Origin of the sequence: Micromonospora sp. NPDC005237 (genome assembly GCF_040607775.1) — a bacterium.
Taxonomy (GTDB): domain Bacteria; phylum Actinomycetota; class Actinomycetes; order Mycobacteriales; family Micromonosporaceae; genus Micromonospora.
The window spans coordinates 359,785-382,867 of sequence record NZ_JBEXHJ010000008.1 but is presented as its reverse complement, the minus strand read 5'-3'; the positions used below and the strand labels follow the sequence as shown (position 1 = coordinate 382,867).

Below are 23,083 nucleotides of genomic sequence, written 5' to 3'. Positions count from 1 at the left end.
TGATGAGGGTGGCGGCAGGGCCGTCGGCGTGTCGTGCCGCCACCTCCATGACCGGCGCGGGTGGGGTGGGGTTGGTGTCGTAGGGGGGTGATGGGATTTGGGGATGCAGGCGTACCGGTTGGTGCGGCGGCCCGGGGGGCCGGCGCGGGGGGACGGGGACGCGTCGGACGGCGGCGTCGCCGTGCCGAGTGGCGACGGTGCGGTCGCTGGTGAGGTCGAGGCCGCCGGCACACCCGGGCCGGCGAGCCTCCGCTGGCGTGTCGATCCCGTCCAGCAGGAGGTCGTCGCGCACACCGACGGGCCGATGCTGGTGCTCGGCGGTCCCGGCACCGGCAAGACCAGCACCCTCGTCGAGGCGGTCGCCGCCCGGGTCGCCGAGGGGGTCGATCCCGAGCGGATCCTGGTGCTGACCTTCGGTCGCCGCGGCGCCACCACGCTGCGCCAGCGCATCGAGGCCCGGGTCGCACAGGACGGCTACCGCGTGCTGCGCGAGCCGCTGGTGCGCACCTTCCCGGCGTACGCCTTCGGGCTGCTGCGCCGGGCCGCCGCCGAACGTGGCGAGCCGTCGCCCCGGCTGCTCACCGGCCCCGAGCAGGATCTGATCATCCGCGAGCTGCTGGACGTGGTGGGCGAGGAGCCCGAGGACGACCCGGTCGGCTGGCCCACCGACCTGCGCCCGGCACTGCGGACCCGGGCCTTCGCCGGTCAGTTGCGCGACCTGCTCATGCGCGCCGCCGAGCGCGGGGTGGGGCCGGCCGACCTGGCCCGGCTGGGCGAGAAGCTCGGCCGCGCCGACTGGCCGGCCGCCGCCCGCTTCCTGCGGGAGTACGTCGCGGTGCTCGCGCTGCGCGACGTCAGCAACCGGGGCTCGATCGCGTACGACCCGGCCGAGCTGGTCCGGGCCGCCACCGGTCTGCTGCGCGACGACGAGGAGCTGCTGGCCGCCGAGCGCCGCCGCCTCGCCCACGTGTACGTCGACGAACTGGCCGACACCGACCCCGCCCAGCACGAACTGCTCTCGGTCATCGCCGGAGGGGGCAAGTCGCTCGTCGCGTTCGCCGACCCCGACTCCTCCACGTACGCCTTCCGTGGTGCGGACCCGGCCGGCGTGACCACGTTCGGGCACCGTTTCCGGACGGCCTCCGGCGCACCGGCCGCGCAGGTGCTGCTGAGCACGTCGTACCGGGCCGGCCCGGTCCTGCTCGCCGCGATGGCCCGGCTGGGCCGCCGGCTGCGCGGTCCGATGGCGCACCGCCGGCTGAGCCCACTGCCGGACGCCCCGGCCGGTGTGGTCGAGGTGCACACGTTCCGGTCGGCGACCAGCGAGGCCGCCTGGCTGGCCCACGCGCTGCGCGCCGCGCACCTGCTCGACGGCGTCCCGTGGTCGCGGATGGCGGTGCTGGTGCGATCCACCGCGTTGCAGTTGCCCACCCTGCAACGCGCTCTGCACGCCGCCGGCGTCCCGACCGTGGTGCACGGCGAGGACCTGCCCCTGCACCTGCAACCCGCGGTGGCGCCGCTGCTGCTCCTGCTGCGCTGCGCACTGGAACCGGACCGGCTGGACGAGGAGGCGGCCGTCGCGCTGCTGCACTCGCCGCTGGGCGGGGCGGACCCGCTGGCCGAACGACGGCTGCGTCAGGGCCTGCGCGCCCTGGCGCTGGCCGGGGGCGACCGCCGTCCGTCCGGGGAGCTGATCGTCGAGGCGCTGCGCGATCCGACGGACCTGGCCGGCATCGACCGACGGTGGGCGGAACCGGCGCAGGCGGTGGCCGGGCTGCTCGCCACCGCCCGGGACGCCGCGGCCCAACCCGGCGCGACCGCCGAGACCGTGCTCTGGGAGGTCTGGGACGCCAGCGGGCTGGCCGAGCGCTGGGCCGGCGCGATCGCCCAGGGGCGGCCGGCGGCCGGCGAGGGCGACCTGGCCCGACGCCGGCGAGCCGAAGCTGCCGACCGGGACCTCGACGCCGTGCTGGTGCTCTTCGACGCGGCGGCCCGCTTCACCGACCGGCTGCCCGGCGCCCGCACCGAGGTCTTCCTCGACCACGTGCTCGCCCAGGACCTGCCGGCGGACACCATCGCGCCGACCGCCGACCGGGGCGCGGCGGTACGACTGCTCACCGCGCACGCCGCCAAGGGCCTGGAGTGGGACCTGGTCGCTATCGCCGGCGTGCAGGAGGGCATCTGGCCGGACCTGCGCCTGCGCGGCAGCCTGCTCGGCTCCGAACGGCTGGTCGACGTGCTGGCCGGCCGGTCCGTTGGCGGCGCCCGGGCGGCGACCGTGGTGGGCCAGACCTCGGCGCTGCTGGACGAGGAGCGCCGGCTCTTCCACGTCGCCATCAGCCGTGCCCGCCACCGTCTGCTGGTCAGCGCCGTGGCGTCGGCGGCGGTCGGCGGCGACGACCACGAGGAGCAGCCCAGCCGCTTCCTGCACGAACTGGGCCCGAGCACGCCGCCGAGCACGCCCGGCCCGCCGCCCGCGCCGCCGAGCACGCCCGGCCCGCGCACCGGCCCCCCGAGCGGCGGCCCCGCCGCCGGTTCACCGGACGACACCCCCTCCGCCGAGGCCGCGACCGGCGGGGTGACCGGCGGCGTGACCGCTGACGGCGCGACCGGCGGCGTGACCGCTGACGGCGCGACCGGCGGCGTGACCGGTGACGGCGCGACCGGCGGCGGGACCGGTGGCGGCGTGGTCGGCAACGGCGGACCGGCTCGGGTGGCAGCGCCGGCGGCCGGGAACGACGGCGCTGAGGGCGCGGACGACGACGAGCCGGACCAGCCCGGCGCGCTGCCGGTCACCCGGCCGCCCCGGGCGCTCACCCTGCCGGCGCTGGTCGCCGAACTGCGTACCGCCATCACCGACCCGGCCGCACCGGCGGCCCGGCGGCGCGCCGCGGCGGCCGAGCTGGCGCGGCTCGCCGCCGCGGGTGTGCCCGGCGCGCACCCGGACGACTGGTGGGGGCTGCGGGCGCTCTCCGACGACCGGCCGCTGGTCGACGAGGGGGCGCCGGTGCGGGTCACCCCGTCGGCGATGGAGAGCGCGCTGCGGTGCAGCCTGCGCTGGCTCCTGGAACGGCACGGCGGCAGCGGTCCGACCAGCACCGCGCAGGGGGTGGGCAATCTGGTGCACGCCGCCGCGATGCTCGCCGAGGACGCCAGCGCCGACCGGGGCGCCCTGCTCGACTACGTGGCCGCCCGGTTCGACGCGATCGAGTTGGCCGCCCGATGGATGGCCGGCCCCGAGCGGGAGCGCGCCGAGGCGATGGTCGACAAGCTGCTGCGCTGGCTCGCCACCAACCCGCGCCGGCTGCTCGCCATCGAACACGAGTTCGCGGTCCGCCTGGACGATCCGCAGCGACCGGTCGACCTGACCGGGCGGGTCGACCGGCTGGAGGTCGACGAGGCCGGCCGGCTGGTGGTGATCGACCTCAAGACCGGCAAGTCGACCGCGGTGACCGGCTCCGAACTGGCCGAGCACCCGCAGCTCGGCGCGTACCAGGCGGCGGTGGAGGCGGGCGCGTTCGCCGAGTTCGGCGACGAGTCCGGCGGCGCGGCGCTGGTGCAGCTCGGCACGTCCGCGAAGGATGCCCGGGAGCAGAATCAGCCGGCGGCGGGCGAGGGCCCGGCGGCCGGCTGGGCGACGGCGCTGGTCCGGCGGACCGCCGATACGATGGCAGCCGCCACGTTCGCCGCGGTGGCCAACTCGAAGTGCCGGGTCTGCCCGGTGCGCACCAGCTGCCCGGTCTCCGGGCAGGGGCGCCAGGTGGTCGAGCCGCCGACCGTCCGACGTCCGGAGAACCCATGACCCAGCCCACCCTGTTCGGCGCGGGCCCCGCGCCGACGCCCCGGCTGGCGGACTCCGGGCCCCGGTACACCCCGGTGGAGCTGGCCAAACTGCTGCGACTGCCGGCGCCCACCCGGGAGCAGGCCGCGATCATCGCCGCTCCGGTGGAGCCGCTGCTGGTGGTGGCGGGGGCCGGGTCCGGCAAGACCGAGACGATGGCCGCGCGGGTGGTCTGGCTGGTGGCCAACTCGTACGTGCGCCCGGAGCAGATCCTCGGGCTGACCTTCACCCGTAAGGCGGCCGGTGAGCTGGCCCACCGGGTCCGCACCCGGCTCGACCAGCTGATCCGCCGCCTCGGCCGGCAGGGTCGCGACCCGCTGGACGACCCGCTCGCCGGTGAGCCCACCGTCTCCACCTACCACTCGTACGCAGGGCGGATCGTCACCGAGCACGGTCTGCGGGCCGGCTACGAGCCGTCCACCCGACTGCTCACCGAGGCGTCCCGTTGGCAGTTGGTCGACCTGCTGGTGCGCAACTACGACGGTGACATGTCCGAGGTGGACCGGATGCCGAGCACCATCACCGACGCGGTGCTGGCGCTCGCCGGTGAGCTGGACGAGCACCTGGTCGCGCCGGACCAACTGGCCGCCTGGACCGGTCGGTTCTTCGCCGAGGTGCAGTCGCGGCCGGGCCGGGTGTACGCCGACGTGCGCAAGGCGCTCGCCCTGCAACAGACCCGGCTGCGCCTGCTGCCGCTGGTGCGGGCGTACGCCCGGCGCAAGCTGGACTTCGAGGCGATGGACTTCGCCGACCAGCTCGCCCGGGCGGCGCGGGTGGCCCGGGATCACCCCGGGGTTGGCGAGATCGAGCGGGACCGTTTCCGGGTGGTGCTGCTCGACGAGTACCAGGACACGAGCCACGCGCAGGTGGTGCTGCTCAACGCGCTGTTCGGTGGCGGGCACCCGGTGACGGCGGTGGGTGACCCGTGCCAGTCCATCTACGGCTGGCGGGGCGCCAGCGCGGGCACCCTCGACCGGTTCCCCACTGAGTTCGCCCGCGCCGACGGTCAGCCGGCCCCGGCGCTCGGGCTCACCACCAGCTGGCGTAACCGCCCGGAGATCCTCCGGGTGGCGAACGCCCTGTCCACGCCGTTGCGCGCGGCCGGCGCCCGGGTGCCGGAGCTGCGCTCCGCGTTGAGCGTCCGCGACCCGATTCCGCACCGCAGCCCCGGCGGGGCGGCCGGTGGCACGGTGCACTGCGCGCTGCTGCCCACGTACGCCGACGAGGCGGCGTGGATCGCCGACAGTGTGCTCGCCGCCTGGCGCGGCGCGGCCCGGATGCCCGGCGCGGCACCGGAGCACATCCCGGTGGCGCAGCGGCCGACGACCGCGGTGCTGGTCCGGGTCCGCAGCCAGATCCCGGCGATCGAGTCGGCGTTGCGCGAGCGCGGCCTGCCGGTGGAGGTGGTGGGCCTCGGCGGTCTGCTGGACACTCCCGAGGTCCGCGACGTGGTGTGCACCCTGCGCGTGCTGGCCGACCCGACCGACGGGGCCGCGCTGCTGCGGCTGCTCACCGGCGCCCGCTGGCGGATCGGGCCGCGTGACCTGGTGGCGCTGCACCGGCGGGCCCGGGCCATCGCCAACGCCCGACGCCAGGTGGCCGCCGACGACACCTCGGACATCACCCCCGACCTGCTGGACGAGGCGACCCTGGTGGAGGCGCTGGCCGACCTCGGCCCGGCGCAGGCGTACTCGGCGGAGGGGTTCGCGCGGCTGCGGGCGTACGGCATGGAGTTGGCGCTGTTGCGCTACCGCCTGGACCAGGCCCTGCCGGATCTGATCGCGGACATCGAGCGGACCATCGGCCTGGACGTGGAGGTCGCGGTGCGCGCCGGCCGCGACGGCGCCGGCGACGCCGGTCTGGCCCGGGGACACCTGGACGCCCTCGGTGACGTGGCGGCCCGCTTCAGCGGAGAGACGCCCGGCGCGACGCTGTCCGGCTTCCTGTCCTACCTGGCCGCCGCCGAGGACGAGGAGCGCGGTCTCGCCCCGGGCGAGGTCGAGGTCGTGGAGGGCGCGGTGCAGGTGGTCACCGCGCACGCCGCGAAGGGTCTGGAGTGGGACGTGGTGGCGGTGGCCGGGCTGTGCCGTGGGTCGTGGCCCGGGCCGGTGCGCAACTCCGACCACTGGCTGGGCGGGCTCGGTGTGCTGCCGTTCCCGCTGCGCGGCGACGCCGACGGGTTGCCCGAGCTGGCGCTCGACGAGGCGGCCGACCAGCGGGCGGTGGCCCGGGCGGTGGCCGACTTCACCAACGCCTGGCGGGCCCACGACGAGCGGGAGGAGCGCCGCCTGACGTATGTGGCGGTCACTCGCCCGCGTCGGCTGCTGCTGTGCTCCGGGTACTGGTGGGGGGAGGGCACGAAGCGGCCGCGGGGTCCGTCGGTCTTCCTGCGCGAGGTGTACGACGCCTGCCTGGACGGCGGCCCGGGGCACCTGGTCGACGCGTGGGCGCCGGAGCCCACCCCGGACGCCACGAACCCGACGGCCGAGGTGGTGCTGCGCGCGGAGTGGCCGGCCGACCCGCTGGGTGGCCGCCGACCCGCGCTGGCCGAGGCGGCCGGGCTGGTGCGCCGCCTGATGACCGACGGCCCGGCGGCGGCGCTCCCCGGGCCGGTGCTCCCCGGGCCGGTGCTCCCCGGGCCGGTGCTCCCCGGGCCGGTGCTCCCCGGGCCGGTGCTCCCCGGGCCGGTGCTCCCCGGGCCGGTGCTCGCCGGGTCGGGAACGCCGATCGGGTCCGAAGCCGAGCCGGTCGAGCCGGTCGAGCCCGAGGTGGATCCGGAGGTGGCGCGCTGGCAGCGCGAGGCGGACCTGTTGTTGGCGGAGCGCGCCGAGCTGACCCGGCTCTCCGGTGCGGTCGAGGTGGCTCTGCCCGGGGCGCTGAGCGTCACCCAGCTGGTCGCGCTGCGGCGCGATCCGGCGGCGCTGGCCCGTACGCTGCGTCGCCCGGTGCCGACCGAGCCCAACCCGTACGCCCGCCGGGGTACCGCCTTCCACGCCTGGTTGGAGCAGCGCTTCGGCGCCGACCGCCTGCTGGACCTGGACGAGCTGCCGGGCGCGGCTGACGCCGACGCCGCACCCGACGAGGCTCTGGTCGAGCTTCAGGAGCGCTTCCTGGCCAGCGAGTGGGCCGACCGGTCGCCGGTGGAGGTGGAGGTGCCGTTCGCCACGGTGATCGCCGGAGTGGTGGTGCGGGGCCGGATGGACGCGGTCTTCGCCCGGCCGGGTGGCCGGTTCGACGTGGTCGACTGGAAGACCGGGGCGCAGCCCACCGGGCCGGCCGCCGAGGTGGCCGCCGTGCAGCTGGCCGTGTACCGGCTGGCCTGGGCGGAGCTGGCCGGCGTGCCGGTCGACCGGGTGGGCGCGGCGTTCCACTACGTCCGGCACGGGGTGACCGTCCGGCCCGCCGACCTGCTCGATGTGACTGGCCTCACAGCCTTGATCGCCCAGTTGCCCGAAGATTCCGCCCAAGCTTGACCATGACGGGGGAAGCTGTGGTAGCTTATCCGGGTTGCAGTTTTGGTTACCAGAGACTCTGTGTGCGCCTGGCGGGAATTGTGGCCCCAGGCGCTCTTTGTTGTGTCCGGAGTTCTCCGGGCGGGGCGACCAGAAGCGACAGGCGATTCGCGCATCCCCGCGCGGAGCGCTCCTCTTCGGGCACACAACAAGTGTGTGTCCGACGTTCCGTCAAGGAGACGAAACACATGGCTATTGGCACCGTGAAGTGGTTCAACGCTGACAAGGGCTTCGGCTTCATCACCCCGGACGGCGGCGGCGCTGACGTCTTCGCCCACTTCTCGGCGATCCAGTCCTCCGGCTACCGGAGCCTGGACGAGAACCAGCGGGTCGAGTTCGAGGTGACCCAGGGCCAGAAGGGCCCGCAGGCGGAGAACATCCGCCCGATCTGATCTTCGGATCGGTCAGCATTACCTGTCGCGCCCTCCGGGTGTGACGGTGACGGGACCGGCCCGCCCCGCCCCGCCTGCGTCCGCAGGCGGCGGCCCGGCGGCGGGCCGGCCCGTACTCCAATCGGTTCGTGCTTGTGAGTCCTGGCTGCCTTGCGCCGCCGGTTGACAGCGCCGACTTCGGCGCCCTCCCTCGACACGTTCCGCGTCGAGGAAGGCTCCTGCGTGACCACTGTTATTCCGTCTTTCGCTCTTACCGGCTTGGCGCCGGCGCTGCTCACCGCGCTGACCGCGCAGGGCATCACCGAGCCGTTCCCGATCCAGACGGCGACGCTTCCGGACTCGCTCGCAGGTCGGGACGTGCTCGGCCGGGGTCGTACCGGCTCGGGTAAGACGCTCGCCTTCGGGCTTCCCCTGCTGTCTCGCACCGCCGGCCGCAAGGCCCGGCCGGGTCGCCCGCTGGCCCTGGTGCTGGTGCCGACCCGGGAGTTGGCGCAGCAGGTGACCACCGCGCTGGCGCCGTACGCCCGGGCCGTCGGCCTGCGCTGCGCCACAGTCGTCGGCGGGTTGTCGTTGCAGCGGCAGGCGGACGCGCTGCGTGCCGGCGCCGAGGTGGTCGTGGCGACCCCCGGCCGGCTGCACGACCTGATCAACCGCGGCGACGCCCGGCTCGACCAGGTCGAGATCACCGTGCTGGACGAGGCCGACCAGATGGCCGACATGGGCTTCCTGCCGCAGGTGACCAAGCTCCTGGAGCAGGTCGCCCCGCAGGGTCAGCGGATGCTCTTCTCCGCCACCCTGGACGGCGGCGTGGACCGGCTGGTCCGCCGCTTCCTCAGCAGCCCGGTGACCCACTCGGTCGACCCGGGCACTGCCACGGTCACCGCGATGACCCACCACTTGCTGCACGTCGACGCGGTCGACAAGCCCGACGCGTTGACCCGGATCGCCGCCCGTGACGGTCGCACCATCCTCTTCATGGGCACCAAGCACCGCGCCGACCGGCTCGCGCGCCAGTTGCTCTCCAAGGGTGTACGCGCCGCCGCGCTGCACGGTGGCAAGTCCCAGCCGCAGCGCACCCGCATCCTGGAGCAGTTCCGCAACGGCCAGGTGACCGCCCTGGTCGCCACGGACGTGGCGGCCCGGGGCATCCACGTCGACGGCCTCGACATGGTCGTCAACGTGGACCCGCCGGCCGAGGCGAAGGACTACCTGCACCGCGGTGGTCGGACGGCCCGCGCCGGCGAGTCCGGCAGCGTGGTCACCCTGGTCCTGCCCGAGCAGCGCCGGGACGTGTCCCGGCTGATGGCCACCGCCGGCATCCGGCCGGAGTCGGTCCAGGTGCGCCCGGGCGACGGTTCGTTGGCCCGGGTGACCGGTGCCCGTGAGCCGTCCGGTGTGCCGGTGACCATCGTCGCGCCGCCGGTGGCGGTCAGCCGGGGACGCGTAGCCGGTGGCTCGGCCACGGACGGCGGCGCCCGCCCGGCGCACCGCGCGTCGGGCCGGTCCCGTCGTCCGCGCCGCCCGCGTACCGTCTGATCCTCCACGCACGTCACCGACCCGTCCCGCTTCGGCTGGGCGGGTCGGTTTGTGTGCGGGGTGGTCCGGGTCGCGCCCCGGATCGGCCTCCTCGACCGTCGTGGCGGTCGATGACCCGCACCGCCCGGCCGCTGGCCCGAGTCGAATATCAGCCGCGGCTTGGTCGGCTGGCCGACTGTGTCCCGGCCCGGTGTGGTCGAAGCTGGCCATCGGGGGGAGCCGGGCGGGGGGCCCGGCGCGGGAGGGGTGACCATGGCGGGCGAAGCCGGCTCGGGGGCGCTGCGCGAACTGATCCTGGTGGCCGCGGTCGGGCTCGCCGGGTTGCTGCTCGCTATGGTCGCGGCCTTCGCGCCCTGGCATGCCACCCCGGCGGACAATGCTCCCGCCGGTCTGGTGGAGCTGCGCAGTCCCGGCGATCCGGGCCCCGGCCCGACGGTCGAGCACCGGGGTTGAGCAGCGACCGGCCGACCGGTGCCGGCGGAGGGGCAGGCCCGGTCAGGATCGGTACGAGGTGTGGTCGGGTCGGCGGGGCACCGACCCGACCACGCCGCCCCGGTGGTCAGGACGTCGTGGACGCCCGGTCGGTCGGGGTGCGGCTCAGCAGGTCGGCGAGGCTGGTGCTGTCGACGACGGTGGCGATCGCCCCGTGCACCGCCAGCCAGACGTCGCTGAGCCCGGCAGCCACCCCGTGGTAGCCGGCGCGTTCGGCCGGCAGTCCGCGTACGGTGGTCAGCGAGCCGCCGACCGCGCGCAGCACATCCCCGACGGTGATCTCCTCAGGTGGCCGGGTCAGCGCGTATCCGCCCTCGGCGCCCCGATGGCTGTGCAGCAGACCGGCCCGGCGCAGGTCGAGCAGGATGCCCTGCAGGAAGCTGAGCGGGATCTCCTGCACCTCGGCCAGGCTGCCGGCCTTCACCAGCTCGCCCGCGCCACCACCGCCCGCGCCACCACCGCCCGCGCCACCACCGCCCGCGTCGCCGCCGCGTACGGCGGCGGCGACGGCGAGCATCGCCCGGAGCGCGTAGTCGCTGCGCGCGGAGACGTACACGTCACTGACCAGCCTGGTCCAGTACGCCCCAGCGACGGCGGATCGCCTTGTCGGCCGCGCCGAACGCCGCGTCCACGACCAGGCCCAGCACCAGGATGACGATCATTGTGGAGAGCAGCCACGGCGCGTCGGACAGCTCCCGCGAGTAGGTGAGCTGGGCGCCCAGCGAGGTCTGCGAGATGCCGACGACGATCAGCTCGCCGGCCATCAGACTCCGCCAGGAGAACGCCCAACCCTGCTTGAGGCCCGCGACGATCGCCGGCAGGGCGGCCGGCGCGATCACGTACCGGTAGAGGTTGAGCCCCCGCGCGCCCAGGTTGCGACCGGCGCGCAGCAGCAGCGGTGGCACGTAGTCCACACCGGAGATCACCCCGTTGGCGATGGACGGCGCGGCGCCGAGCACCACCACGAAGAAGATCGCCTTCTCGCTCAGCTCGAACAGCAGGATGGCCAGCGGGAACCAGGCGATCGACGGCATGGTCTGCAACGCGGTGATCATCGAGCCGATGGCGGCCCGCAGCACCGTGGAGCGGGCCACCGCCAGGCCCAGCAGCAGGCCGACCGCGACCGAGAAGACATAGCCGACGGCGGCCCGCCGCAGCGTGGTGGCCAGGCCCTCCCAGAGCTGCGGACCCTGGGCCTGGGTCACCAGCTCGCGACCGACGACCAGCGGGCCGGGCAGGGAGTACGGCGGCTTCCAGCCCGACCAGACCACCACCTGCCAGGCCACGATGACGATGGCCAGCGCGGCCAGCTTGGGCCAGGTGGCCGCCCAGAGCCGGGTGCCCCGGGACACCTCCTTATCCCGACCGGCGATCTCCAGTGCGTCCAGGCCGGAGATCTCCGCGTCGCTGCGCGCCGTGCTGGTGAGGGTGTCACTGGCCATGGCGGCCCACCTCCGTACGGAGCCGTTCGGTGACCTCGGCGGCGATCGCGGCGACCTCGGGCGAGTCGATCCGCCGTGGCCGTGGGACGTCCACCTCGGTGGAGTAGATGATCCGGCCGGGGCGGCTGGAGAGCAGGATGATCCGGTCGGCCAGCCGGGCGGCCTCGCGGACGTTGTGCGTGACGAAGAGCACCGAGAGCCGGCGCTCGGACCAGATCCGTTCCAGCTCGTCGTGCAGGATGTCGCGGGTCATGGCGTCCAGCGCGCCGAACGGCTCGTCCATCAGCAGCACCGGCGTGTCCAGGGCCAGCGTGCGGGCCAGCGCGACCCGCTGACGCATGCCGCCGGACAGTTCGTGTGGCCGCTTGCGACCGAACTCGGCCAGGTGCACCGTGCGCAGCAGGTCGGCCACCCGTTCGCGGCGCTCGGCGCGGGGCAGCCCGCGCAGCTTCAGCGGCACCTCGACGTTCGCGTCGACCGTCAGCCAGGGGAAGAGCGCCGGCTCCTGGAACATCAGCCCCGGATTGGCGCCGCCGGCGATGCCGATCTGCCCGCCGCTGGGCCGGTCCAGGCCGGCGACCAGGTTGAGCAGGGTGCTCTTGCCGCAGCCGGACGCGCCGACGAGGCAGACGAACTCGCCCGGCGCCACGTCCAGGGAGACCCCGTCCAGGGCCAGTACGGCGCTCGGCCCGCGTCCGTACACCTTGGTCACGCCGGAGAGCGCGACCGCGGTGGTCGCGCTCTGCGGCGTCGTCGTGGTCGACGTCATGGCTGGACGACCTCGGGCTTGCCCTGCGCCTTGAGCGCCTTGTTGAGGTACGTGAGGTCGTACAGGCCCTTGAGGTCCACCGGCTCGGTCAGCTTGACCTCGACGGCGTGGTCGAGCCCGGCCTTGAGCGAGGTGGGGATCGGGTCGTTGGTGAACTCCAACGTCGGCCACGCCTGCTTGATCAGCTTGAGGTCCAGCGGCTTGCCGGTGATCTTGCCGATGGCGTCGGAGATGGCCTGCTGGGCCTCGTCCGGCTTGGTGTTGACGAACTCGTTCGCGGCCACCTGGCCGTCGACCAGCTTCTGCACCACGTCCGGGTGTGCCTTGAGGAACTTCGTGCTGACCAGCAGGTTGGTGATGACGAACTTCTTGTCCGGCCACAGGTCGCGCTCGTCGACGAGCACCTTGCCGCCAGCGTTGACCAGCCGGGAGACGAACGGCTCGGGCACCCAGGCGGCGTCGATCGCGCCGCTGTTGAAGGTCTCCACCGTCTGGGCGTTCTCCTGCGGCACGATCTTGACGTCGCCGCCACCCTCCTTGGTGGTGGTCAGCCCCTGCTGCTTGAGCCAGTAGCGGACCGCGACGTCCTGGGTGTTGCCGAGCTGCGGGGTGGCGACCTTCTTGCCCTTGAGGTCCTGCGGGCCGTTGATGCCCGGCTTGACCACCAGCGCCACGCCTCCGGAGGCGGCGCCGGAGACGACCCGGACGGCCTCGCCCTTGGACTTGGAGAACGCGTTCACGGTGGGGTTCGGGCCGATGTAGGTCGCGTCCAGCGCGCCGGAGAAGACGGCCTCGATGGCGGCCGGGCCGGCGTTGAAGGTCTTCGGTTCGAGCTTGACGTCGGCACCGAGCTTCTCGGCGAAGATGCCCTTCTCCACGCCGACGACGGCCGGCGCGTGGGTGATGTTGGGGAAGTAGCCGAGCCGCAGGGTCACCGGGCCGGAACTGTCTCCCGTGCCCTCGCTGTCGTCGCCGCACGCGGCGGTGCTGCCCAGGGTCGCCGCGCCGAGGGCGGCGAGGGTGGTCAGGGTGACCAACCGGCGCAGGGGGAGCCGTCTCATCGTCCATCCAATCCGCAGTATTCCTACTTAGTTGGTAGGAAGAGTGGGTCAGGCCGGGGTCAGCGTCAAGACCCATCCACATGCCGGGAAGGGGCGTCTCAGTTATGTCGGCATTTCCTACCGTCTTGCTAGGCCAATCGCGCGACACGGATTGTCGTACGTCGACGAGTTCGTCCGCTCCGGCTGGTCGCGCCGCGGGGAGGCCGAGCGGGTCGGCGCCGAGGTCCCGCCCCGGCTGGCCAACCCGGTGGCGGTGGCTCCGTGGAGGTCGCCGGTGGCGGGGATGCCGACGCGCTAGGGTCGATCCCGTGGCGGCGCGGAGATCCAGAATTCCAGCGACGAAGTATCCGGTCGAGCGGTTCACCCTCGACAACGGCCTGCGGGTGGTCCTGACCCCCGATCGCAGTGCCCCGGTGATCGGGGTGGCGGTCGTCTACGACGTCGGCATCCGCTCCGAGCCGGAGGGGCGTACGGGCTTCGCCCACCTCTTCGAGCACCTGATGTTCCAGGGCTCGGAGAACCTGGAGAAACTGGCCCACTTCCGGCACGTGCAGGGTGCCGGCGGCACGTTCAACGGCTCCACCCACCTGGACTACACCGACTACTTCGAGACGCTGCCGAGCAACGCGCTGGAGCGCGCGCTGTTCCTGGAGGCGGACCGGATGCGCGGGCCCCGGCTGACCGAGGAGAACCTGCGCAACCAGGTCGACGTGGTCAAGGAGGAGATCCGGGTCAACGTGCTCAGCCGGCCGTACGGCGGCTTTCCCTGGCTGACCCTGCCCCCGGTCATGTTCGACACGTTCCCGAACGCGCACGACGGCTACGGCTCGTTCGACGACCTGGAGTCGGCCACCGTCGCCGACGCCGCCGACTTCTTCCGCCGCTACTACGCCAGCGGCAACGCGGTGCTCGCCGTCAGCGGCGACATCGACGTGGCCGAGGCGACCGAGCTGGTCACCCGGCACTTCGGCGACGTCCCGGCCCGTCCCGCGCCGCGGCGGCCCGACTTCACCGAGCCCGACCTGACCGCCGAGCGGCGCAGCTCGTACACCGACGCCCTGGCGCCGTTGCCGGCGGTGGCCGGCGCGTGGCGGGTGCCCGACCCGGTCGGCGACTTCGCCAACTACCTGCCGTACGTGGTGCTGGCCGAGGTGCTCACCGACGGCGACGCGTCCCGGCTGGTCGAACGACTGGTCCAGCGTGACCGCACGGTGACCAGCCTCGGCGGCTACCTCGGCTTCATGGGCGACCCGTTCGACGTCCGCGACCCCACCGCGCTGCTGCTCCAGGCGCACCTGCCACCGGGCGGCGACGTGGACAAGGTGCTGCGCACCGTCGACGAGGAACTGGACCGGCTGGCCACCGACGGGCTGACCGACGGTGAGCTGGCCCGCACCCAGGCCCGGATGGCCACCCACCTGCTGCGCGACACCGACGCGGTGCTCGGCCGGGCGCTGCGGATGGCGGTCCTGGAACAGCAACGCGGCGAGCCGGGCCTGCTCAACGACCTGCCCCGACTGGTCGGCGACGTCACCGAGGAGCAGGTCCGGGCCGCCGCGGCCACCCTGCGCCCGGAGCGCCGCGCCGCGGTCGAGGTCATCCCCGGAGGTGCCCGATGACCACCACCGCCACCGCCGGGCCGCGTACGCTGCCCCCGCTCGGCCCCACCCGCAAGCTCAAGGTGCCCAAGCAGGCCGAGCGCACGCTGCGCAACGGGCTCACCGTGATCGCCGTACGCCGGCCGGCGGTGCCCCTGGTCGAGCTGCGGCTCTGGGTACCGTTCGGCCGCGCCCACCTCGCGCGCGGCGCGATGCTCTCGCAGACCATGCTCTCCGGCACCGAGTCGATGACCAGCGTGCAGTTGGCCGCCGAGCTGCAGAAGGTGGGCGGCGGGCTGTCCGCGGGCGTCGACCCGGACCGGCTGATGCTCTCCGGCGCCGGCCTGGTCAACGGCCTGGACCGGATGCTGGAGCTGCTGGCCGAGGTGCTGACCGGCGCCAGCTACCCCAGCGACGAGGTGGCCGCCGAGCGGGACCGGCTGATCGACCGGATCCAGGTTGCCCAGAGCCAGCCGGCGCACCTGGCCCGGGAGGCGCTGCTGAAGCGGATCTACGGGCGACACCCGTACGCCACGCAGACCCCGGAGCCGGGCCAGATCCGTGCCGTCCGACCGGCGGCCCTGCGCAGCCTGCACGCCGAGCGGGTGCACCCTGCCGGGGCGCAGCTGGTGGTGGTCGGCGACGTGCAGCCGGAGAAGGCCCTGGACGCGGCCGAGCGGGCGCTCGGTGGGTGGGCCGGCGCCGGGCGTACGGCCACCCTGCCGGCCACCCCGCCGCTGGAGCCGGGGCCGCTGCTGCTTGTCGACCGACCCGGCTCGGTGCAATCCTCGCTGCGGGTCGCGCTGCCCGCCGTGCCGCGCACCGACCCCGACCACGCGCCGCTGCAACTGGCCAACCTGATCTTCGGGGGCTACTTCTCGTCCCGCTGGGTGGAGAACATCCGCGAGGACAAGGGCTACACGTACGGCCCGCACTCGGTGATCGAGCACTCGGTGGCCGGGTCGGTTCTGGTCGCCGGCGCCGAGGTGGCCACCGAGGTCACCGGCCCGGCGCTGCTGGAGACCACGTACGAGCTGGGCCGGCTGGCGTCGCTGCCGCCGAAGCCGGAGGAGCTGGAGCAGGCCCGCCAGTACGCCCTGGGCACCCTCCAGCTCGGCATGTCCACCCAGGCCGGTCTGGCCGCGCTGACCAGCGCGTACGCCGGGAACGGGCTGCGGCTGGAGTTCCTCGCGGAGTACGCGGCCCGCCTGGCGCAGGCGACCGTCGACGACGTGGCGCGGGCTGCCGCCCACTACCTCGCGCCCGCCCGGGCGGCGGTGGTCGTGCTCGGCGACGCCGAGCGGATCACCCCCGGCCTGGCCGCGCTGACGCCGGTCCGCACCGAGCCGGTGCAGCCGTGAGGCACCGCCACGGCCCGTCGGTCCGGGTGTCCGCCAGCGGCGGAGCGCTGACGTGAGCGGGGAGACGGCGCCGCCGCTGGCGCGGTCCACGCTGGATCGCGCCGCGCATCGGCGGGGCGACGCGCAGTGGCTGACCGAGGCGTGGCTGCGCGGCCGGATCCTGCTGCTCGACTCGACCAACGACGGGCGGACGCTCGCCCGTACCGACGTGTCGCCTCCCGCGCTGGTGCTGTTCGGCGCGGCCGACGTGCCGGCCGGCGCCGAGTCGACGGCGATGTTCCTCGGTGTCGAGCCGGACGGGGTGCCGGTCTTCGCGCTCGACACGCCGCTGCCGACGGTGCCGGGCACCCGGGCGGTCAACCTGCGGGAGGTGGGCCACCTGCTCGGCGATCGGGAGGCCGGCATCTTCACCACGGCGCTCGCGCTGCTCAACTGGCACACCCGGCACGGCTACTCGACGGCGACCGGCGCGCCGACGGTGATGGACGAGGCCGGCTGGTCCCGGGTGGATCGCAACGGTGCGCGGATCTGGCCGCGTACCGACCCGGCGATGATCGTGCTGGTGCACGACGGCGTCGACGGTCCCGAGGGGCGCTGCCTGCTCGGCAACAACGCCGGCTGGCCGGGCACGCCGGGTGGTCGGCGCTACTCCTGCCTGGCCGGATACGTCGAGCCGGGGGAGTCCGCGGAGGCCGCCGTGCTGCGCGAGGTCCGCGAGGAGGTGGGCATCTCCGTCGAGCGGATCAGGTACGTCGGCAGCCAGGCCTGGCCGTTCCCGGGCTCGCTGATGCTGGGCTTCCTGGCCACCGCCGACCCGGCGGATCCGGTGCAGGTCGACCCGTCCGAGATCGCGTACGCCAGGTGGTTCAGCCGCGAGGAGATCGGGGCCGCGTGTGCGGGAAGGGCCGTGGACGTGGGGGACGGGGCTCGGCTGATCCTGCCGCCGCCGTCGTCGATCGCGTTGTTCCTCATCCATCGCTGGCTGGACGGCTGGGTGGACGCCGACCACTGAGCACGGTCCCGGCCCGTGGCCGCCGTTGCCGCGGCGGTCACGGGCCGGGAACACGGGCCGTCGTGGTCGGTGGGAGCGATGGACGCGGCGGGGGAGCCGAGCCGACCACGACGGACGTCTCGGGTCAGGTGCCGGTGCGGCCGGGTCTGCGCCGGAAGACGGGCAGCGGCTCGCCGAGTGGCAGGACCTTGACCCGTTGCTTGCCGGCTCGCACCGCGCCGACCGTCGACAGGGCCCGGGCCAGCAGCAGCGCGGCGTCCCGGTCCTCGGCGTGCACGGTCTGCCGGCGCGGTTCCGGCGTGGTCGTCTCGTCGCGGAGGCCATGGCCGTCCGCCCAGGCGGCGGCGATGTCCCCGTCGGCGACGGTGCGGATGTCGGTGCGAACGATCAGGAACCGCATAAGGGTCTCCGGATGAACCGCGACGAATGAGCCAGTGTGGAAGTTCCACGTTCTCGTGGGTCATGTTACGCCCCGTGTTCATCCCAGCAAGTGAAACGCGCCTATTGTTTCCGAGCCTCGTCCGATCGGCGGATGCCTGGTCAGCGGGGTTGCCGCCGAACAAGGCGACGGGGCCGCCGGCACCATGCCAACGGCCCCGCCCCGGTCAGGAGGATCAGTTCAGGTCGAACTGGCCCGTCTTCGCCCCGGCGATGAAGCCGAGCCACCCGGCCCGGTTGAACAGCAGCACCGGGCCGCCCCGGTCCTTGCTGTCGCGCAGCGCGACAGCCGACGGGCCGGTGCCCAGGGGGGCGACCTCCACGCAGTTGGAGGTCTGGCTGCGGGTGCTGGTACGCCACGGGGCGTCCGCCAACGAGCTGGCGGAGACGGACGGCGTGTTGTGGATGTCGTTCATGGCTCTGCTCCTGATGTGAACCGATCCGATGGGACGAGTGGTGCCGCACGCCCCGACGGAGGGTCCCCCGTGGATCACCGATCCGTCAGTCGCCCCGAGGCCCGGCGGCGTTGGGTCGGCGCCGTTGCCGGCCCGAACGCCACTGTGGATGGGGGCGTCGCCCCGGTCAGCCGTCCCGTCGCCTCGATCAGCCAGGAGAGGGTGTCCGAGGCGTCTAGTGCCGCCGTGCATAGCCACTCGAACACCACTTTATAGCGATTTAGCGTGATTGCCTCGGTCGACATGACGTCGGTGAACCCCCCTTCGATGGCCAATGTCTCCGGATCGAGCGGATCGGCGAACCGATAGAGGGAGAAGGCGGTCGGCGGAAGGTACCAATCGCCGATCTGGGTGTCCCGCAGAAGCAGGTGCAAAGTCACGTTGGGCAGCAGGGCAAGCTCGCACAGCTGGTGCAGCTGCTCGTGCAGCACCTCGGGCGGGCCGGCCCGGCGGCCGAGGGCCGCCTCCTCCAGCACTGCGGTGTAGCTCGGCGCGTGCGGCTCGCGGGTCAGCAGCAACTGGCGGGCCAACCGGGCCTGCACCTCGGTCTCCGGCTCGTCGGTCGGCTCCGGTTCGCCGGCGCCCTCGCTCACCTGGCGGGCCGAGACTATCCGGACCTTCGCGTACCCGGCGGTCTGCAGCAGACCCGGCACCAGAACCGGGTTGTACTCGGAGATCTCCGCGCAGCCCGCCTCCAGCTCGGCCCAACTGCGCTGCTGCTGCGTCATCACCGGAAAGTTCTTCAACCAGCCGCGCATGTCGCCGGCCTCACCGGCGATCGCGAGCAACTCCTCGCGCGACGCGGTGTCGGCCCCGTAGAGGTCGAGCAGAACGCCGACATCCTGCGGGTCCGGTCGGCTGCGGCCGTTCTCCATGCGGGACAGTTTGGACGCGGACGCCCAACCGATCCGTTCGATAACCTGGTCACCGGTGAGGCCCGCGGCTTCGCGCAGGCTGCGCAGTTCGATGCCCAACCGTCGGCGACGCATGATCGGGCTGGGTGCGGCAGGAGGCACAGTGTCCTCTTTCCCGTCGACCGCCGCAGACGCGACGGTAACTGTATGAAATTCGCCCCCCACGGTCAGTATGGACGGCGCGACCGGCGTCGGAGGTTCCGGCGGGGGCGTGTCTTGTCGAAAAATGGACCACGGATACGCCGGACGACGACGGACCCCGGGTCCCAGCCCCGTCGACCGCCCAGCCGGGCACGCCATCCCGCCGGAGGGACCCCATGCGCACCGTCCTGCGCCGACCCGACTTCCGCCTGCTGTTCGGCGGCCTGCTGGCCAGCATGACCGCCGAGTCGATCCTGCTGCTCGCGCTCGCCATCTGGGTCAAGGACCTGACCGGCTCCAACGGGCTCGCCGGCGGCATCATCTTCGCCGTCATCGCCCCGATGACGTTGGCGCCGCTGGTCGGTTGGTTCGTCGACCGGTACCCGCGCCGGCCCTTCTTCGTGACCGCGAACGTGGTCACCGCGCTGCTGCTCGCTCCGTTGTTCACCGTCCGCGACGCGGGCGACGTCTGGCTCGTCTACCTGGTGGCGGCCCTCTACGGCCTGTCGTCCATCACGCTCGGCGCGGCGCTCAGCGGGTTGATCCGGCAGTTGGTGCCGGTGGAGCTGCTCGCCGAGGCGAACGGCGTGCTGCAGACCGTACGCCAGGGGCTGCGGCTGGTCGGCCCGCTGGCCGGCGCGGCGCTCTACGCGGCGCTCGGCGGGTGGGCGCTGGCCGGGATCGGCATGGTCGGCTTCGTGACCGCGGCCGCGGTGGTGACCGCGGTGCCGAGCCCGGCGCTCACGCCGCCGACCGTGCGGCTGCGGTGGCCCGCCGAGCTGGGCGCCGGCCTGCGGCATCTGACCGGTGAGCCGGCGCTGCGCCGGGCCCTGCTCGGCTACGGGCTCGGATCGCTGGTGATGGGTTTCAGCGAATCGCTGATCTTCGCCTACGTCGACCAGGGGTTGGATCGGGACGCCGCCTTCGTGGGCGTGCTGGTCATGGTGCAGGGCGTCGGCGGGCTGTTCGGCGGGCTCTGCTCACCGGCGCTGGTCCGCCGACTCGGTGAGATCGGCACGCTGGCCGCCGGGGTGACCTTCTTCTCCCCGGCCGCGCTCGCGCTCGCCTACCCCGATCTGCGGCTCGGGATCGTGGCGGTGCTGCTGGCCGGCGTCTCGCTGCCGTTGACGATGGTGGGCCTGCACACGCTGATCCAGCGACGTACGCCGCCCGGGCTGGTCGGACGGGTCGCGGCGGCCACCCAGGCGCTGGTCAGCGGCCCGCAGGCGCTCTCCATCGGCGCCGGTGCCCTGCTGGTCGGCGTCCTGGACTACCGGGCCCTGTTCCTGCTGGTCGGGGTGGCCACGCTGGCCGCCGGCGTCTACCTGTGGCGGGGCCGGCACCTGAGCGCGCCGGCCGGCGGCCGTGGGCCCACACCGCCGACCCGCCCGACCCTCCCCTCCCCGCGCCGCCCGGTCGACGCCGACATCGACGCGCCGGTGGCCACCGGACCCCGGCGACCGCCCCGACGGTGACGGATGTCGGACACGACGAACGGTGACGGATGTCGGACACGACGAACGGCCGCCCGGATCCGGGCGGCCGTTCGTCGAGAGGTGACCCGGCCGGTCAGGCGCTGAGGGTCGCCAGGTGCTGCTTGACCTGCGTGATCGAGGGGTTGGTCAGGGCGCTGCCGTCGGCGAAGCGCAGCGTCGGCACCGTCTGGTTGCCGCCGTTGACGCTCATCACGAACTCCGCGGCCTCCGGATCCCGCTCGATGTCGACCACCTCGTACCCGATGCCCTCCCGGTCGAGCTGCGACTTCAGCCGGTGGCAGTAGCCGCACCAGGGGGTGGAATACATCGTCAGCATGGTCGGATCCTCCAACTCCTCTGACCGCCGGCTTGCGGATCAAGCCGAGGCTGTCCGCTACAACGTCCGGAGGAGCTGAGATGATTCCTGGTTGTGGTGGTTCACTCAGCGTCGGAAGGCGTACTTGCCGGGCTGGACCCGGAGCAGCGCTCCGCGGTGACCGCACCCGCCGGCCCGGTCTGCATCCTCGCCGGCGCCGGCACCGGCAAGACCCGCGCGATCACCTCCCGGATCGCCCACCGGGCGCTCTCCGGGGAGATCTCCCCCCGGCACGTGCTCGCCGTCACCTTCACCGCCCGGGCCGCCGCCGAGATGCGACACCGTCTCACTCTGCTCGGGGCGCACGGTGTCCAGGCGCGGACATTCCACTCCGCCGCGCTGCGGCAGGTGCGCTACTTCGCTCCCCGCCTGCTGGCCGGCCGGGCCATGCCCGAGCTGCTGGACAGCAAGGTGCGGCTGGTCACCCTCGCCGCCGCCCGGGTCGGCCTGCGTACCGACCGGGCCGCCGCGCGGGACCTGGCCGGCGAGATCGAGTGGGCCAAGTCGTCGCTGGTGGAGCCGGGGGACTACGTGGTGTCGGCGGCCCGGGCACTGCGGGACACACCGCACGAACCGGCGAAGGTGGCCGAGGTGTTCACCGCGTACGAGCAGCTCAAGCGCTCCAACGGGGTGATCGACTTCGAGGACATGCTGCGCGCCGCGGTGTGGGGCATCGAGGAGCACCGGGACGTCGCCGAGCAGGTCCGCAGCCAGTACCGGCACTTCGTGGTCGACGAGTACCAGGACGTCAACCCGCTCCAGCAGCGGTTGCTGGACGCCTGGCTGGGCGGCCGGGACGACCTGACCGTGGTCGGCGACGCCAGCCAGACGATCTACTCGTTCACCGGGGCGACCTCGTCGTACCTGGTCGACTTTCCGCGCCGGCACCGCAACGCCACAGTGGTCCGGCTGGTTCGCGACTACCGTTCCACCCCGCAGGTCGTCGGGCTGGCCAACGCGGTGATCTCCCAGGCCCGCGGCGCCGAGGCGCGGCTGCGGCTGGAGTTGAGCGGGCAGCGCCCCCCGGGACCGGAACCCGACCTGCGGATCTTCACCGACGAGCCGGCCGAGGCGAACGCGGTGGCCGCGCGCTGCCGGTCACTGATCGACGCGGGCACCCCGGCGAAGGAGATAGCCGTGCTGTTCCGCGTCAACGCGCAGTCCGAGGCGTACGAGAAGGCGCTCACCGAGGCCGCCGTGCCGTACGTGGTGCAGGGCGCGGAGCGGTTCTTCGAGCGGACCGAGGTGCGCCAGGCGATGGTCGCCCTGCGGTCGGCCACCCGCTCGATCCCCGGGGAGACCCCGTTGCCGACCGCCGTGGTCGAGGCGCTCACCGCGGTCGGCTGGGCCCCGGACGCGCCCCCGGCCGGTGGCGCCGCCCGCGAGCGCTGGGAGGCCCTGTCCGCGCTGGTCCAGCTCGCCGAGGAGTACGCGGCCACCCCCGAGGTGGTGCCGATCGGCGAGGCGGCGTCGGTGGAGCGCCCGGTCACCCTCACCGACTTCACCGAGGAACTGGCCCGCCGGGCCGCCCAGCAGCACGTGCCGACGGTGGACGGGGTCACGCTGGCGTCGCTGCACTCGGCCAAGGGGCTGGAGTGGGACGCGGTCTTCCTGGTCGGCCTCGCCGAGGGCACCCTGCCCACCACGTACGCCAAGACCGTCGAGCAGGTCGAGGAGGAGCGCCGGCTGCTCTACGTCGGCATCACCCGCGCGCGGCAGTGGCTCTGGCTGTCGTACGCCGCCGCGCGCTCGTCGGGCGGCCGTGCCCGGCGGCCGTCGCGGTTCCTGCCCCAGCTGGACCGCTCCGGCGGCACCGAGCGGGCGGGCGTCTCCACCGGTCCGGCGCGCCGCCCCGAACGGCGCCGGACGCAGATCGTGTCCTGTCGGATTTGCGGCGCGACCCTGCTCGCCGGCCCCGACCGCAAACTGGGTCGGTGCCCCACCTGTCCCTCCGACATCGACGATGAGCTGCACGAACGCCTGCGCGAGTGGCGCCAGCGGGTGGCCGGCGCGCAGAAGGTCCCGGCGTACGTGGTGTTCACCGACGCCACGTTGACCGCGCTGGCCGAGCGGCGGCCCGGCCGGCCGGAAGAGTTGATCGCCATCGCCGGCATCGGCCCCCGCAAACTGGGCCTCTACGGGGAGTCGGTGCTGGCGCTCGTGCAGGGCGCGGGGGTGGACGACGTCTGCCCGGAGAAAACTTTCGAAATCTCGTCGTAAATTCGTTTGCCCTCGCCCCCGGGCGAGGAATAGCCTCAGAACACACCA

Annotated in this window: 18 protein-coding genes; 10 read left to right on the top strand and 8 right to left on the bottom strand. The window is 73.8% G+C overall.

The window, feature by feature from the left end; translation table 11 throughout:
* The first annotated feature begins 103 nt into the window (after positions 1-103).
* From ABZT87_RS23705 to ABZT87_RS23685, 5 genes are all read left to right on the top strand, one after another.
* Entirely contained in the window at positions 104-3,802 is a 3,699-nt protein-coding gene (locus ABZT87_RS23705; protein ID WP_355138132.1) for an ATP-dependent DNA helicase, read from the top strand.
* Positions 3,799-7,314 (top strand): UvrD-helicase domain-containing protein, encoded by a 3,516-nt coding sequence (locus ABZT87_RS23700; RefSeq protein WP_355138130.1) that lies wholly within the window; start codon positions 3,799-3,801, stop codon positions 7,312-7,314. The genes ABZT87_RS23705 and ABZT87_RS23700 overlap by 4 nt, the downstream gene beginning before the upstream one ends.
* A gap of 227 nt (positions 7,315-7,541) precedes the next feature.
* Complete coding sequence (locus ABZT87_RS23695; RefSeq protein WP_101369720.1) at positions 7,542-7,745, top strand: cold-shock protein; 204 nt, start codon at positions 7,542-7,544, stop codon at positions 7,743-7,745.
* Positions 7,746-7,967: 222 nt separating this feature from the next.
* The gene (locus tag ABZT87_RS23690; protein ID WP_355138128.1) at positions 7,968-9,281 is read left to right on the top strand and encodes a DEAD/DEAH box helicase; all 1,314 of its coding nucleotides are present in this window, start codon (positions 7,968-7,970) and stop codon (positions 9,279-9,281) included.
* Between the two features lie 252 nt (positions 9,282-9,533).
* Positions 9,534-9,734, top strand: coding sequence for a hypothetical protein (locus tag ABZT87_RS23685; RefSeq protein ID WP_354861521.1), 201 nt, complete (start codon positions 9,534-9,536; stop codon positions 9,732-9,734).
* A gap of 106 nt (positions 9,735-9,840) precedes the next feature.
* On the opposite strand, the gene ABZT87_RS23680 is transcribed toward ABZT87_RS23685, so the two are convergent.
* The 4 genes from ABZT87_RS23680 to ABZT87_RS23665 are packed head-to-tail and all read right to left on the bottom strand — an operon-like array spanning position 9,841 to position 13,045.
* Positions 9,841-10,329: an Rrf2 family transcriptional regulator gene (locus ABZT87_RS23680; protein ID WP_355138126.1), complete on the bottom strand. Its 489-nt coding sequence runs from the start codon at positions 10,327-10,329 to the stop codon at positions 9,841-9,843.
* A 1-nt stretch (position 10,330) separates the two neighbouring features.
* Positions 10,331-11,215, bottom strand: a complete 885-nt coding sequence (locus tag ABZT87_RS23675) for an ABC transporter permease (RefSeq protein ID WP_355138124.1) — start codon at positions 11,213-11,215, stop codon at positions 10,331-10,333.
* Positions 11,205-11,984 carry an ABC transporter ATP-binding protein gene (locus tag ABZT87_RS23670; protein ID WP_355138122.1) on the bottom strand — a complete coding sequence of 260 codons (780 nt, stop codon included), beginning with the start codon at positions 11,982-11,984 and terminating at the stop codon, positions 11,205-11,207. The genes ABZT87_RS23675 and ABZT87_RS23670 overlap by 11 nt, the downstream gene beginning before the upstream one ends.
* Positions 11,981-13,045, bottom strand: a complete 1,065-nt coding sequence (locus tag ABZT87_RS23665; protein WP_354861527.1) for an ABC transporter substrate-binding protein — start codon at positions 13,043-13,045, stop codon at positions 11,981-11,983. Before ABZT87_RS23665 ends, ABZT87_RS23670 begins: the two co-directional genes overlap by 4 nt.
* A gap of 308 nt (positions 13,046-13,353) precedes the next feature.
* Here ABZT87_RS23665 and ABZT87_RS23660 point away from each other — a divergent pair, with 308 nt between their 5' ends.
* The 3 genes from ABZT87_RS23660 to nudC are packed head-to-tail and all read left to right on the top strand — an operon-like array spanning position 13,354 to position 17,016.
* Complete coding sequence (locus ABZT87_RS23660; RefSeq protein WP_354861529.1) at positions 13,354-14,664, top strand: pitrilysin family protein; 1,311 nt, start codon at positions 13,354-13,356, stop codon at positions 14,662-14,664.
* On the top strand, positions 14,661-16,004 hold the full coding sequence (locus ABZT87_RS23655) for a pitrilysin family protein (RefSeq protein WP_355138119.1): 1,344 nt from the start codon (positions 14,661-14,663) through the stop codon (positions 16,002-16,004). Before ABZT87_RS23660 ends, ABZT87_RS23655 begins: the two co-directional genes overlap by 4 nt.
* A gap of 52 nt (positions 16,005-16,056) precedes the next feature.
* Positions 16,057-17,016: an NAD(+) diphosphatase gene (nudC, locus tag ABZT87_RS23650; RefSeq protein WP_355063705.1), complete on the top strand. Its 960-nt coding sequence runs from the start codon at positions 16,057-16,059 to the stop codon at positions 17,014-17,016.
* Between the two features lie 124 nt (positions 17,017-17,140).
* Here nudC and ABZT87_RS23645 read toward each other — a convergent pair whose 3' ends face one another.
* From ABZT87_RS23645 to ABZT87_RS23635, 3 genes are all read right to left on the bottom strand, one after another.
* On the bottom strand, positions 17,141-17,416 hold the full coding sequence (locus ABZT87_RS23645) for a hypothetical protein (RefSeq protein ID WP_354861533.1): 276 nt from the start codon (positions 17,414-17,416) through the stop codon (positions 17,141-17,143).
* Positions 17,417-17,630: 214 nt separating this feature from the next.
* A complete protein-coding gene (locus ABZT87_RS23640) occupies positions 17,631-17,870 on the bottom strand; it encodes a DUF397 domain-containing protein (RefSeq protein WP_354861535.1) in 240 nt (79 codons plus the stop codon).
* Positions 17,871-17,944: 74 nt separating this feature from the next.
* Positions 17,945-18,925 carry a helix-turn-helix transcriptional regulator gene (locus ABZT87_RS23635; RefSeq protein ID WP_354861536.1) on the bottom strand — a complete coding sequence of 327 codons (981 nt, stop codon included), beginning with the start codon at positions 18,923-18,925 and terminating at the stop codon, positions 17,945-17,947.
* Positions 18,926-19,140: 215 nt separating this feature from the next.
* On the opposite strand from ABZT87_RS23635, the gene ABZT87_RS23630 reads away from it, so the two are divergent.
* Entirely contained in the window at positions 19,141-20,439 is a 1,299-nt protein-coding gene (locus ABZT87_RS23630; protein ID WP_355138117.1) for an MFS transporter, read from the top strand.
* A 94-nt stretch (positions 20,440-20,533) separates the two neighbouring features.
* Here the strand turns inward: ABZT87_RS23630 and ABZT87_RS23625 are convergent, their stop codons facing one another.
* Complete coding sequence (locus ABZT87_RS23625; RefSeq protein WP_355063701.1) at positions 20,534-20,776, bottom strand: mycoredoxin; 243 nt, start codon at positions 20,774-20,776, stop codon at positions 20,534-20,536.
* Positions 20,777-20,869: 93 nt separating this feature from the next.
* Between ABZT87_RS23625 and ABZT87_RS23620 the strand changes: the two genes are divergently transcribed.
* Positions 20,870-23,035, top strand: a complete 2,166-nt coding sequence (locus tag ABZT87_RS23620; protein ID WP_355138115.1) for an ATP-dependent DNA helicase UvrD2 — start codon at positions 20,870-20,872, stop codon at positions 23,033-23,035.
* Positions 23,036-23,083: the final 48 nt, after the last annotated feature.